The organism is Streptomyces sp. R11 (assembly GCF_041051905.1).
Taxonomy (GTDB): Bacteria; Actinomycetota; Actinomycetes; order Streptomycetales; family Streptomycetaceae; genus Streptomyces.
On sequence record NZ_CP163432.1, the window covers coordinates 1,791,508 to 1,804,375 of the forward strand.

Consider the following 12,868-nt stretch of genomic DNA (forward strand, 5'->3'; position numbering starts at 1 on the left):
CGAAGGGGACGGAGGCAGCACGGCGATGGCACGGAACATCCAGTCGCTCGAACGGGCGGCCGCGATGCTGCGGCTCCTCGCAGGCGGTGAGCGACGGCTCGGCCTGTCCGACATCGCCTCGTCGCTGGGCCTCGCCAAGGGCACCGCCCACGGGATTCTGCGCACCCTCCAGCAGGAGGGCTTCGTCGAGCAGGACGACGCCTCCGGGCGCTACCAGCTGGGCGCCGAGCTGCTGCGCCTGGGCACCACCTATCTGGACGTGCACGAGCTGCGGGCCCGTGCCCTGGTGTGGACGGACGACCTCGCCCGCTCCAGCGGGGAGAGCGTCTACCTGGGCGTGCTGCACCAGCAGGGCGTACTGATCGTCCACCACGTCTTCCGCCCCGACGACAGCCGGCAAGTGCTGGAGATCGGCGCCATGCAGCCGCTGCACTCCACCGCCCTGGGCAAGGTCCTGTCGGCGTACGACCCGGTCGCGCACAGCGAGGCGATCGAGGCCGACCGCAAGGCCTTCACCGACCGCACCGTCTGCGAACTGGACGCCTTCGAGCACATCCTCGACATGACACGCGCGCGTGGTTACGCGGCCGACGTCGAGGAGACCTGGGAGGGCGTCGCCTCCGTCGCCGCCTGCATCCACGACCGGCGCCGGATGCCGGTCGGCTCGGTCGGCATCACCGGCGCCGTGGAGCGGCTGTGCCGGGACGGCGAGCTGCGCCCGGAGCTGGTGGCGGCGGTGCGGGACTGCGCCCGCGCGGTGTCGCGGGACCTGGGCGCCGGGCGGTTCTGAGAAGCCGAACGGAGCGAGATTCGGGCGCCGGGACGTCGTAGGACGTTCCGGTGCTTTGCCATTCCCCGCCACTGTCGCCACCGGTGTCGACAAATCAACACAAGCAACAACGATCGCACATTCGACGACGTGACTCTTGACGCATGTGTGACGCCGGGGCAAGCTCCCGTCCATCGGTCGGCATTGTCGAACACCTACCGGCAATACGCGCTAGAGTGTGACAACGCCAAGGGCCGGCGCCGCTCTCACCCGAGGGCGACGCGAACCACCGGAGGGACCCGGAGGTTCGGCTTCCCCTGGACGAAGGACAAAGGAGTCGCGGGTGTCCAGCTCCGACATCTTCATCGGCGAGACCATCGGTACCGCCATACTCATCCTGCTCGGCGGTGGCGTCTGCGCCGCTGTGACGCTGAAGGCCTCCAAGGCCCGCAACGCCGGCTGGCTCGCCATCACCTTCGGGTGGGGCTTCGCAGTACTCACGGCGGTCTACACCTCGGCGCCGCTGTCCGGCGCCCACCTGAACCCGGCCGTGACCGTCGCGCTCGCGATCAAGGACAACGACTGGAGCAACGTCCCGACGTACTTCGCCGGACAACTGCTCGGCGCCATGATCGGTGCGGCTCTGGTGTGGGTCGCCTACTACGGCCAGTTCCACGCCCACCTCACCGACAAGGAGATCGTCGGCGGTCCGGGTGCGCAGGCCACGTCGGCCAAGGCCGTCGAGGCCCAGGAGAAGGGCGCCGGCCCGGTCCTGGGCATCTTCTCCACCGGTCCCGAGATCCGGAACGCGGTGCAGAACCTCCTCACGGAGATCATCGGCACCGTCGTGCTGGTGCTCGCGGTCCTCACGCAGGGCCTGAACGACAGCGGCAAGGGCCTCGGCACCCTGGGCGCCCTGATCACCGCACTCGTGGTCGTCTCGATCGGCCTGTCGCTCGGCGGCCCGACCGGCTATGCGATCAACCCGGCCCGTGACCTCGGTCCGCGTATCGTCCACGCCCTTCTGCCCCTGCCCAACAAGGGTGGTTCCGACTGGGGCTACGCCTGGATCCCGGTGGTCGGTCCGCTGATCGGCGGCGCCATCGCGGCAGGCATCTACAACGTCGCTTTTGCTTAGGAGTACGAGCTTCACCCGTTCGAGTGAGAAGCACCGAAACTCTCAGCACGCGCCGTACGTAAAGCCCCATAACCACGGAACTTCCAGGAGCCAACAGTGACCGACGCCCACACCGCCGGGCCCTTCATCGCCGCCATCGACCAGGGCACCACCTCGTCCCGCTGCATCGTCTTCGACCGCGACGGCCGGATCGTCTCCGTCGACCAGAAGGAGCACGAGCAGATCTTCCCGAAGCCGGGCTGGGTCGAGCACAACGCCAACGAGATCTGGACCAACGTCCAGGAGGTCGTCGCCGGAGCCATCCAGAAGGCCGGCATCACCCGCGACGACATCAAGGCCATCGGCATCACCAACCAGCGCGAGACGACCGTGCTGTGGGACAAGAACACCGGTGAGCCCGTCCACAACGCCATCGTCTGGCAGGACACCCGCACCGACGCCCTCTGCCGGGAGCTCGGCCGCAACGTCGGCCAGGACCGCTTCCGCCGCGAGACCGGCCTTCCCCTCGCCTCCTACTTCGCCGGCCCCAAGGCCCGCTGGCTGCTGGACAACGTCGAGGGCCTCAAGGAGCGCGCCGAGGCCGGCGACATCCTCTTCGGCACCATGGACACCTGGGTCATCTGGAACCTGACCGGCGGTGTCAACGGCGGCAAGCACGTCACCGACGTCACCAACGCCTCCCGCACCATGCTGATGAACCTGCACACCATGGCGTGGGACGAGAAGATCGCCGAGTCGATCGGCGTGCCGACCCAGATCCTCCCCGAGATCCGCTCGTCCGCCGAGGTCTACGGCGAGATCACCGGCGGCAAGCTGGGCGACCTGCTCGGCGGCATCCCGGTCGCCTCCGCGCTCGGCGACCAGCAGGCGGCCCTGTTCGGCCAGACCTGTTTCTCCGAGGGCGAGACCAAGTCGACGTACGGCACCGGCACCTTCATGGTGATGAACACCGGTGACAAGCTCATCAACTCCTACGCGGGTCTGCTGACCACGGTCGGTTACAAGATCGGCGACCAGGACACGGTCTACGCGCTCGAGGGCTCGATCGCCGTCACCGGCTCCCTGGTGCAGTGGATGCGCGACCAGATGGGCCTGATCTCCACCGCCGCCGAGATCGAGACGCTCGCGCTGTCGGTCGAGGACAACGGCGGCGCCTACTTCGTGCCGGCCTTCTCCGGCCTGTTCGCCCCGCACTGGCGCTCCGACGCCCGCGGTGTGATCGCCGGCCTGACCCGGTACGTCACCAAGGCGCACCTCGCCCGTGCCGTCCTGGAGGCCACCGCCTGGCAGACCCGGGAGATCGCCGACGCCATGACGAAGGACTCCGGCGTCGAGCTGTCCACCCTCAAGGTCGACGGCGGCATGACCGCCAACAACCTGCTGATGCAGACCCTCTCGGACGTCCTGGACGCACCCGTGGTGCGCCCGATGGTCGCCGAGACCACCTGCCTCGGCGCCGCCTACGCCGCCGGTCTCGCCGTCGGCTTCTGGAACAGCACCGACGACCTGCGTGCCAACTGGCGCCGGGCCGCCGAGTGGACCCCCCGCATGGACGCGGAGACCCGCGACCGTGAGTACAAGAACTGGCTCAAGGCCGTCGAGCGGACCATGGGCTGGCTCGATGAGGACGACGAGAACTGACCACAGCTCTCGAACTCTGATGAGGAGTAAGAACCCGAAATGACCAGTCAGACCACCCTGCAGTCCGTGCCTGCCCTCGGTACGCACCCGGCCTCCGGCTCCAACCCGAGCCGCGCCGAGACCCGGGAGCAGCTCGCCAAGGCGTCGTACGACCTTCTCGTGATCGGCGGCGGCATCCTCGGCATCTCCACCGCCTGGCACGCCGCGCAGTCCGGCCTCAGGGTGGCTCTGGTCGACGCCGGCGACTTCGCCGGCGCCACCTCCTCCGCCTCCTCCAAGCTGCTCCACGGCGGTCTGCGCTACCTGCAGACCGGCGCGGTGAAGCTGGTGGCGGAGAACCACTTCGAGCGCCGTGCGGTCTCCCGCCAGGTGGCCCCCCACCTGGCGAACCCGCTCACGTTCTACCTCCCCGTGTACAAGGGCGGGCCGCACGGCGCCGCGAAGCTCGGGGCGGGCGTCTTCGCCTACTCCGCGCTCTCCGCGTTCGGTGACGGCGTCGGACACCTCCTCTCCCCCGCCAAGGCGGCGCAGGACGTGCCCGAGCTGCGCACCGACAACCTCAAGGCCGTGGCCGTGTACGGCGACGACCAGATGAACGACGCGCGCATGGCGCTGATGACGGTCCGCGGGGCCGTCGAGGCGGGCGCCGTCGTGCTCAACCACGCCGAGGTCACCGGCCTGCGCTTCACCAAGGGCCGGGTGACGGGCGCGGACCTGAAGGACCGTACGACCGGTGACGAGTTCGGCGTCAACGCCCGCCTCGTGCTGAACGCGACCGGCCCGTGGGTCGACCACCTGCGCAAGATGGAGGACCCCAATGCTGCGCCGTCCATCCGCCTGTCGAAGGGCGCGCATCTGGTCCTGAAGCGGACCGCGCCCTGGAAGGCGGCGCTCGCGACCCCGATCGACAAGTACCGCATCACCTTCGCGCTGCCCTGGGAGGACATGCTCCTGCTGGGCACCACGGACGAGGAGTTCGAGGGCGACCCGGCGGACGTTGCGGTCACCGAGAAGGACATAGCTCAGATCCTGGACGAGGCCGCGTTCTCCATCCGGGACCAGCAGCTGGACCGCGATCTCATCACGTACTCCTTCGCGGGTCTGCGCGTACTGCCGGGCGGCCCCGGTGACACGGCGAAGGCCAAGCGCGAGACGGTCGTGACCGAGGGCACGGGCGGCATGCTGTCCGTCGCGGGCGGCAAGTGGACCACCTTCCGGCACATCGGCCGCACGATCATGAAGAAGCTGGAGGCGCTGCCGGGCCACCCGCTGGGCGACGACTTCGAGCCGATCGCCTCGCTGCCGAAGAAGCTGCCCCTGCCGGGTATCGCCAACCCGCGCGCGGTCGCCCACCGTCTGCTGACCGACCGCCCGGCGCCGGGTCCGCGCATGGCGGCCGACACCGCCAAGCACCTGGCCACGCACTACGGCTCGCTGGCCTTCGACATCGCCCGCATCGCCAACGAGAACCCGGAGCTGGGCGAGCGCGTCCACCCGGACGCCCCGGAGATCTGGGCCCAGGTCGTCTACGCCCGGGACAACGAGTGGGCCGAGACGCAGGACGACGTGCTGCGCCGCCGTACGACGCTGACGATCCGGGGTCTGGCGACGGACGACGTCCGGGCGAAGGTGCAGGACCTGCTCGACAAGAAGTGACCTCGCAAGCGCCGAGGGAGGGTTTCGCCGGATGAGCCTCCCACGGCGCCAGGTCCGGCCAACTCCCCTGACCAGGCCGGACCGCACGAGGGCGGCCCCTTCCGCACCGGGGCCGGCCACTAGCGGAAGGGGCGGTTCCATGCCGACGGAGCCGCCCCTTTCGTCTCTCGGGTTGCGTCTCTCAGGGAAGCAGCGCCTCGCCGAGACGCCTCCAGTGCGCCGACGCGGATCCGCCCGGCTCGATGCCGATCACCTGGACGGCGACATGATCGGCCCCCGCCGCGACATGGGCCCGGAGCTTGTCGGCCACCGTGTCCACGTCTCCCCAGAACACCAGGTCGTCCAGGAAGCGGTCGCTGCCGCCGTGCTCGATCTCCTCGTCCGAGTAGCCGAGCCTGCGGAACTTGGCGAGGTTGTACGGGGTGTTGAGATACGGCCGCAGATGCTCGCGTGCGGTCGCGCGCGCCCGGGCGGGGTCCGGTTCGAGGAGCACCGGGTGCTCGACGCCGAGGAAGGCGTCCGGGCCGAGGATCTCCCTCGCGGCTGCGGTGTGGGCGGTGTTGACGTGGTAGGTGTGCGCGCCGAGCGAGCGGTCCCGGGCCAGGGCGAGCATCTTCGGGCCGTACGCGGCCAGGACGCGCCGTACCGGGGTCTGCGGGGCGGGAACGGGTGACTCCTTTGCGAGGGCGTCCAGCTCGTCGAGGTAGTCGGCCATCGCCGTCAGCGGTTTGACGCCCGGCCTCTTGAGCCCGCCGAAGCCCAGGCCGAGCACATGCCGGTCCGGGTAGGCGTCGGCGAGCAGCGCGCTCGCGCCGTACGTCGCCCGGGCCTCGCGGGACCAGATCTGGGCGATGCCGTTGACGACGTGCAACCGCTCGGTGCCGGCGAGCAGATGGCCGGCGTGGGTGAGGGCCTCGCGGCCGCCGACTTCGGGGACCCACAGCGCCCGCCATCCCCGTTCCTCCAGCTCCTGGGCCGAGTCGCGTACCTGTGTGGCCGGCTGGTGCTCGAAGTCGAAGGTGTAGATACCGAACGTTCCCAGGTTCATCATGGATCGGAATATCGCAGATTCTCGATATGAGGCGCAACAGACACGCCGCGTCCGGCGCGAATCACGCCAACGACTAGAGGGTCTCCCCGAGTTGTGAGACCAGCCCGGCGATGCGGTCCTCGTCGCGCCGGTAGTGGGTCCACTTCCCCACCCGCGTCGCCCGCACCAGCCCCGCCCGCTGCAACTCCGCCAGATACGCCGACACCGTCGACTGGGCCAGCCCAGCCTTGGCCTGGATGTGGCTCACGCACACCCCGACCTCGCCGGGATCGGCGATGGCCTCGTCCATGGGGAAGTGCCGCTCGGGCTCACGCAGCCACAGCAGCAGCTGCAAGCGCACCGGATTCGACAACGCCCGCAGGGCGCTGACCAGGTCGGGGTCCGGTGAGGTCGCTGCGTCGGCCATGGGTCCGGAGTATAGGTCGCCCACTCGATCGACCCCGCATAATGGCGTCAGACATCGGATGTCTTGGACGACATCCTGAGCGGCAGGGAGGCCGGCCATGGCAGTCACCGACGAGGCGATCGAAAAGATCAAGGGCATGATCGTCTCCGGCGCGCTCCGCCCCGGCGACCGGCTCCCCAAGGAGAGCGAACTGGCCGCCGAACTCGGGCTGTCCCGCAACTCCCTGCGGGAGGCCGTGCGCGCCCTGTCGCTGATCCGGATCCTGGACGTACGGCAGGGCGACGGCACGTACGTCACGAGCCTGGATCCGCAACTGCTGCTGGAGGCGCTGAGCTTCGTCGTCGACTTCCACCGCGACGACACGGTGCTGGAGTTCCTCGCCGTGCGCCGCATCCTGGAGCCGGCGGCCACTGCGATGGCCGCGTCGCGGATCAGCGAGCAGCAACTGAACGCGCTGACGAACCAGTTGGACAGGCTCGGCAACGATCCGTCTGTGGAGGAGTTGGTCGCCTGCGACCTGGAGTTCCACCGGGGCATCGTGCAGAGCTCGGGAAACTCGGTGCTGTGCTCGCTGCTGGACGGCCTGTCCGGACCCACCACACGAGCGCGCATCTGGCGCGGCCTCACCCAGGAGGACGCGGTGAGCCGGACCCTGCACGAACACCGGGCGATCCTGGAGGCGCTGCGGGACCGCGACGCGGAGGCCGCCCGGTCGTGGGCGACGGTCCACATCGCGAGCGTGGAGCAGTGGCTGCGGTCCACGCTGTGAGTCGGGGCGGGGGTTCAGGGGCCCCGTCCGTCGGGCGGATGTGCCGAGGGGGCGCGCCCAGCACCGGCAGCCGTCGATCCGGGGGGACGCATGCCTCGAAGACCGCGCCGATCTCCCCCTCCCGGCTCGTCGCCTCTGCGTCACCCCTGCGGGGTCGGTCTCGGCGCCCCACCAGGCCACCGGCAGCGGATACGGGCCGCCGGCCGCCGCGCCCGCACCTTCGCGTCCCACTGCCGTCGAACGGCGACGGCGAGCCGGTCGGCGACCACCGCGGGGTCCCGTCGTCGGCCCCCAGCGGCTCCCGCCGGCAACAGGGCCGCGCCCACCGCCGCCAGGTCCTCGACACACGGAGCGACCAGCCGTGCCCCCAGCGTGCCCGCGGCGGACACGGTCAGGTGGACGATCCCGGCGCGCCGTCCGCGCGACCTGGCAACAACTCCGCGCACCCGACGAAGAGTTCCGCAGGTCGGTTATGCCGGGAGCGGGTTGCGGCCGCTGCCACACGAGTGGGTGACAGGGCCGGTCAACCGCACCCTTCGGCCGGAGACAGCTCGGATGACTGCGGGGTGTTCCGGGGTGGTGTACGGGGCAGTGATCCGTTCACTCCCCCATGCAAGGGGGCTGCGGGCGCCCCCGTCGCACGCCGTAAGGTTGGGTCGTCAGGCGAGGGCACGTCGGAAGGAGGCACTGGGTGATCGAGCTCGAGGGGGTTCCCGAGCTGATCGACCCGGTCATGGTGGCCGCGTTCGAGGGCTGGAACGATGCCGGCGACGCCGCCTCCACCGCGGTCGCGCATCTGGACAGGGAGTGGAAGGGCGAAGTGTTCGCGGCGCTGGACGCCGAGGACTACTACGACTTCCAGGTGAACCGCCCCACGGTGTGGATGGACGACGGAGTGCGCAAGATCACGTGGCCCACGACAAGGTTGTCGGTGGTCCGCATCAGCGGCGAGAAGCCGCGGGATCTCGTACTCGTCCGAGGTATCGAGCCGTCCATGCGCTGGCGCTCGTTCTGCAACGAGCTCCTCGGCTTCGCGCACGAGCTGGGCGTGGAGCTGGTGGTCATCCTGGGCGCCCTGCTCGGCGACACCCCGCACACGCGTCCGGTCCCGATCAGCGGGACCACGTCCGACTCGGACCTGGCCCGCCGCATGGATCTGGAGGAGACCAAGTACGAGGGCCCGACGGGCATCGTCGGCGTCCTCCAGGAGGCGTGCACGCACGCGGGCGTACCCGCGGTGTCGCTGTGGGCCGCCGTACCGCACTACGTCTCGCAACCGCCCAACCCGAAGGCGACGCTGGCCCTCCTCAACCGCCTGGAGGACCTGATCGACGTACGCATCCCGCTGGGCGAGCTGCCCGAGGACGCGCGCGCCTGGCAGGTCGGCGTGGACCAGCTGGCCGCCGAGGACAGCGAGGTCGCGGAGTACGTGCAGTCGCTGGAGGAGGCCCGGGACACGGCGGAGCTGCCGGAGGCGTCGGGCGAGGCGATCGCCCGCGAGTTCGAGCGGTATCTGCGCAGACGGGACCCGTCGGCGGGCGGGCACGCCACGGCGGACGGGGAGGCCGGACCCTTCCTGAAGGACAACCCGGGCGGCCGGACGAAGCCGCCCAAGCCGCCGCGGCCGAGCGGCACGGACGACGACGAGTCGTCGGAGGAGTGAGGACGAGGGCGGTGCGCCGGGCGCACCGCCCTCGCTCGCCTCACGGGGAAGGAACTCGTCAGGCCGGCACGGAGTTCATGCGACGGAGGATCACGCCGGCACGGAGATCACGTCGTACGTCGTCTCCGGTGTCGGCGTCGTGGTGAAACGCGCGTTGGGCAGGTAGAGGCGGCCCTTGTACGCGGCCACCGTGGTCGGTACGTCGAAGAGCGGGTCGGTGATCCGGCGCTGGAAGGCGCCGCTGCGGCCGTCGGCGGCGAGCCGGAACACGTCGATGGCGTTCTGCCGGTTCTGGACGACGTACAGCGTCCGCCCGGTCAGCAGCAGCCCGTCGCCGTTGGTGAGCGGGGCCGCGGCACCGAGGTCGACCAGTTCGGTGACGCCGGTGCGCGGGTTCACGCGGTGCAGACCGCCGACCCCGGACTGCACCACCAGGAGTGCGGAGCCGTCGGGGGTGCCGGTGATGCCGTTGGCGTTGACGACCTCGCCGGGGACCTGGCTCCAGGCGCCGCTGAGGGGAAGCGTCACGACCTCGTCCGCGTCCGGCAGTTCGCCGCGCCGGCCGAGCGGCAGGGCGTAGAGCGCGGGCTGGTAGGAGTCGGTGAACCAGGCCGTGCGCGAGGTCAGGAACACGTCGTTGGCGAAGGTCGGGGTCGCCGTGGTGAGGACGTACGAGGCGAGGATCCTGCCGCTGCGGGCGTCCACGACGCGGGCGCCCTGGCCGCGTCCGGCGACGAACAGGCGTCCCCGGTGATCGAGTTTGAGGCCGACCGACGGCGTGCCCGGCCCGGCCGAGATGACGGAACCCTCGCCGGTGCGCAGGTCGGCGCGGTGGATCGAGCCGTCGCCGAGGGAGCCGAGGTAGGCGTACGGCCCGCCGCCGATGGTGATGCCCTCCGGGCGGAACCCGTTCGGGAGGTGGATCACGGCGGGCCGGGTCGTTCCGGCCGCCGTGGCAGGGGCGCCTGCGGACCCTACGAGTACGGCACCGGCGGTGGCGGCGCCGGCCGTGAGAAGTGCGCGGCGGGTGGGACGAGGTGCGAAGGAGCGGTGCTCGGGGGCCACGGTGCGTCCTTCCGCGGACAGGACCGGCCGTCGGCCGGTCCAACGGTCAACTGACTCCTCCACCCCACCACACGCCGACCGCCCCCGCAGCCGTAGACAGCCTCTCGACAGCGACTGGACACATCTGACCCGATTCCCGCGTGACATCTGTTTCCAGCCGGATTGCACACGTTGCCCAATTCAACTTGATTCCAAACCGAGTTGGCGAAAGCGGTCTGGACGGAACGCTCCGCGAGTGCTTGGTTGTCCTCCGAAGGCGCGCCGCACCACCCGCACTTGCCACCCGCAGGACCGAAGGGAGCGGCAGACGATGACCGACCAGGCACAGTCGGCGCAGGGCCCGGGAGCGTCCGGGCCGGGGCCCGACGGAGCGGGATTCACCTATCGAGGAGCCGAGCAGGAACTGATCGTCGTCGCCCGGCCCGAGGCCCGGCTGCGTGCCCGGGCCGAGGGCGTTCGGTCGGTGGCGGGCGCCGACGTCTCGGCTCTCAACATGTTCCTCACTGACGAACAGCTGGCACTGGAGCCCCTGTTCGGCAGCGAGGAACGGCACCAGCAGGCCGCCGACACACAGGACGTGCCCGACCTCGCGCTGTTCTACCGGGTGCGCGGCGGTGAGAGCCGCGCCGAGGAACTGCGCGCCCGGATCGCCGCGCTGCCGGGGATCGACACGGCGTACGTGAAGCCGGGTGCGGTGCCCGCCTCCCTCGGCCGGATCGGGGAGGACGGCGGGCGTCTGAAGGAGGGCACGCCGGTCACGCCCGACTACAGCGGCCGCCAGGGCTATCTGCGGCCCGCGCCCGAAGGCGTCGACGCCCACTGGGCCTGGCAGCGGCCCGGCGGCACCGGTCAGGGCGTGACCGTGATCGACGTGGAGGGCTCCTGGCAGCTCGGCCACGAGGACCTGGCCGCCAAACTGGCCGGCGTCGTCGTCGGCACCCCGCTGACCGACCTCGCCTGGCGCAACCACGGCACCGCCGTGATCGGTGTGATCGGCGGCGATCGCAACGAGTACGGGGTGACCGGCATCGTGCCGGACACGGTGACCGCGGCCGCGTCCTTCCATGGCCTCGGCACCGCGGCCGCGATCCAGGCGGCTGCCGACCGGCTGAGCCCCGGCGACATCGTGCTGATCGAACTGCACCGCCCGGGACCCCGGTTCGAGTACGCCGAACGCGACGACCAGCGCGGCTACGTCGCTCTCGAATGGTGGCCGGACGACTTCGCCGCCGTCCGCCACGCCACCGCCAAGGGCGTCCTCGTGGTCGCTGCCGCGGGCAACGGCTCCGAGTCGCTCGACGACGCCCTCTACGAGCGCCGCCCGGACGGTTTCCCCGAGTCGTGGCGCAACCCCTTCAACCCCTCCAACCCGTCCTCCGGGTCGGTCCTGGTCGGCGCGGGCGCCCCGCCGCCCGGCACCCACGGCCGCGATCACGGCCCCGACCGCTCACGGCTGGCGTTCTCCAACTACGGCGCCCGGGTGGACGCGCAGGGCTGGGGGCGCGAGGTGACGACGACCGGCGGCTCCTGGGACCGGCCCGGCGATCTGCAGGGCGGGCCCGAGGAGATCGCCTGGTACACCGACACGTTCTCGGGGACGTCGTCCGCCTCCCCGGTCGTGGTCGGCGCGCTGGCCGCGCTGCAGGGCATGCTCAAGGTGGCCGGCCAGCCGCCGATGTCCCCCGAGCGTGCGCGCGCCGTGCTGCGGGCGACGGGTTCCCCGCAGCAGGACGCGCCGGGCCGGCCCGCCTCCCAGCGGATCGGCAACCGGCCCGACATCAAGGCGGCCGTCACTCATCTGCTGCCGCAGGCGGTCGGCTCCGGCCGGGCCGAGCGGTACTGGGACGAGCTGCTGCCGTATCCGCGTGAACTTCCGCCCCGGCTCCGGCTGTTCGTGGCCGGTGCGTGGCGGAACCTCAACCACCCGTCCCCGGAGATCCGCCAGGCGGTCCACACCGCCTTCGCGGGGGGACGGCCCGATGTCCGAGTGTGGTTCTCGGACGACGAGATCGTCGGCCTGGTGATCACCGGCTGACGCAGCCCATCACATCAAGGGAAGGTGACACCCGTATGAGCACCACCCCGCAGATGAGTCACATGGGAGAACAGCAGGGCCAGCAGTTCCCGAGCACGTCGCCGTACCAGCAGCAGCCGTACGGGCAGCAGCAGAGCCACGGCCAGCAGCAGCCGTACGGCATGGGCATGAGCGGTTCGCTGGAGCAGCTCCAGCAGCTCGGCCAGCAACAGCCCTACCAGCAGCTGCTCCAGCAGCTCGGCCAGCAGTTCGGTCAACAGCAGTCCCAGCAGCAGCCGGGCCAGCAGCAGTTCGCCGGCCAGCAGCAGAACCCGCAGCAGGACCAGCAGGCACAGCAGGCCGAGCAGCAGATGCAGCAGCAGTTGCAGCAGGTCGCGCTGGCGGCGGTGCAGCAGGTCGTCCAGCAGGTCCAGGCGCAGGCTCTGGCCTCCGGCGTGGCGAACGGCTTCATCGACATCGTCCACCCGCTGCAGGGGCAGCCGCATCAGATCTTCCTGCGCATCAACAACCAGTTCCGGGTCCTGAACAACCCGAACCCGCAGATCCACCAGCAGATCCAGCAGGCCTTCGCGTTCGGCCACCAGGTGATCGGCATCTGGGACACCCAGTCGCCGAGCGTGCTGCGCAGCGTCCGGATCCAGCGACTCTGACGGGCGCCTGAACAAACGCGTCGGG

12 protein-coding genes are annotated in these 12,868 nt (G+C 70.6%); 8 read left to right on the forward strand and 4 right to left on the reverse strand.

Translation table 11 applies throughout. The features are described from left to right. Window positions 1-25 precede the first annotated feature (25 nt). The 4 genes from AB5J55_RS08135 to AB5J55_RS08150 all read left to right on the forward strand — a co-directional run bounded on the left by AB5J55_RS08135 (window position 26) and on the right by AB5J55_RS08150 (window position 5,204). Complete coding sequence (locus AB5J55_RS08135) at window positions 26-790, forward strand: IclR family transcriptional regulator (protein ID WP_328882743.1); 765 nt, start codon at window positions 26-28, stop codon at window positions 788-790. A 322-nt stretch (window positions 791-1,112) separates the two neighbouring features. After that, the gene (locus tag AB5J55_RS08140; RefSeq protein WP_369269993.1) at window positions 1,113-1,907 is read left to right on the forward strand and encodes an MIP/aquaporin family protein; all 795 of its coding nucleotides are present in this window, start codon (window positions 1,113-1,115) and stop codon (window positions 1,905-1,907) included. A gap of 96 nt (window positions 1,908-2,003) precedes the next feature. Further along, the gene (gene glpK, locus AB5J55_RS08145) at window positions 2,004-3,548 is read left to right on the forward strand and encodes a glycerol kinase GlpK (protein ID WP_369269994.1); all 1,545 of its coding nucleotides are present in this window, start codon (window positions 2,004-2,006) and stop codon (window positions 3,546-3,548) included. Between the two features lie 39 nt (window positions 3,549-3,587). Continuing rightward, the gene (locus AB5J55_RS08150) at window positions 3,588-5,204 is read left to right on the forward strand and encodes a glycerol-3-phosphate dehydrogenase/oxidase (protein ID WP_328882740.1); all 1,617 of its coding nucleotides are present in this window, start codon (window positions 3,588-3,590) and stop codon (window positions 5,202-5,204) included. 181 nt (window positions 5,205-5,385) lie between these two features. On the opposite strand, the gene AB5J55_RS08155 is transcribed toward AB5J55_RS08150, so the two are convergent. Next, window positions 5,386-6,255 carry a TIGR03620 family F420-dependent LLM class oxidoreductase gene (locus AB5J55_RS08155; protein WP_369269995.1) on the reverse strand — a complete coding sequence of 290 codons (870 nt, stop codon included), beginning with the start codon at window positions 6,253-6,255 and terminating at the stop codon, window positions 5,386-5,388. 73 nt (window positions 6,256-6,328) lie between these two features. Then, a complete protein-coding gene (locus AB5J55_RS08160; protein ID WP_369269996.1) occupies window positions 6,329-6,661 on the reverse strand; it encodes an ArsR/SmtB family transcription factor in 333 nt (110 codons plus the stop codon). A 97-nt stretch (window positions 6,662-6,758) separates the two neighbouring features. Here AB5J55_RS08160 and AB5J55_RS08165 point away from each other — a divergent pair, with 97 nt between their 5' ends. After that, window positions 6,759-7,430 (forward strand): FadR/GntR family transcriptional regulator, encoded by a 672-nt coding sequence (locus AB5J55_RS08165; RefSeq protein ID WP_369269997.1) that lies wholly within the window; start codon window positions 6,759-6,761, stop codon window positions 7,428-7,430. Between the two features lie 140 nt (window positions 7,431-7,570). On the opposite strand, the gene AB5J55_RS08170 is transcribed toward AB5J55_RS08165, so the two are convergent. After that, window positions 7,571-7,876, reverse strand: coding sequence for a hypothetical protein (locus tag AB5J55_RS08170; RefSeq protein ID WP_369269998.1), 306 nt, complete (start codon window positions 7,874-7,876; stop codon window positions 7,571-7,573). Window positions 7,877-8,121: 245 nt separating this feature from the next. Here AB5J55_RS08170 and AB5J55_RS08175 point away from each other — a divergent pair, with 245 nt between their 5' ends. Continuing rightward, window positions 8,122-9,093 (forward strand): PAC2 family protein, encoded by a 972-nt coding sequence (locus AB5J55_RS08175; protein ID WP_369269999.1) that lies wholly within the window; start codon window positions 8,122-8,124, stop codon window positions 9,091-9,093. 90 nt (window positions 9,094-9,183) lie between these two features. Here AB5J55_RS08175 and AB5J55_RS08180 read toward each other — a convergent pair whose 3' ends face one another. Beyond that, entirely contained in the window at window positions 9,184-10,158 is a 975-nt protein-coding gene (locus AB5J55_RS08180; protein WP_369270000.1) for an SMP-30/gluconolactonase/LRE family protein, read from the reverse strand. Window positions 10,159-10,468: 310 nt separating this feature from the next. Between AB5J55_RS08180 and AB5J55_RS08185 the strand changes: the two genes are divergently transcribed. Further along, entirely contained in the window at window positions 10,469-12,193 is a 1,725-nt protein-coding gene (locus AB5J55_RS08185; RefSeq protein WP_369270001.1) for a S8 family peptidase, read from the forward strand. 35 nt (window positions 12,194-12,228) lie between these two features. Then, window positions 12,229-12,843 carry a hypothetical protein gene (locus AB5J55_RS08190; protein WP_369270002.1) on the forward strand — a complete coding sequence of 205 codons (615 nt, stop codon included), beginning with the start codon at window positions 12,229-12,231 and terminating at the stop codon, window positions 12,841-12,843. Window positions 12,844-12,868 lie beyond the last annotated feature (25 nt).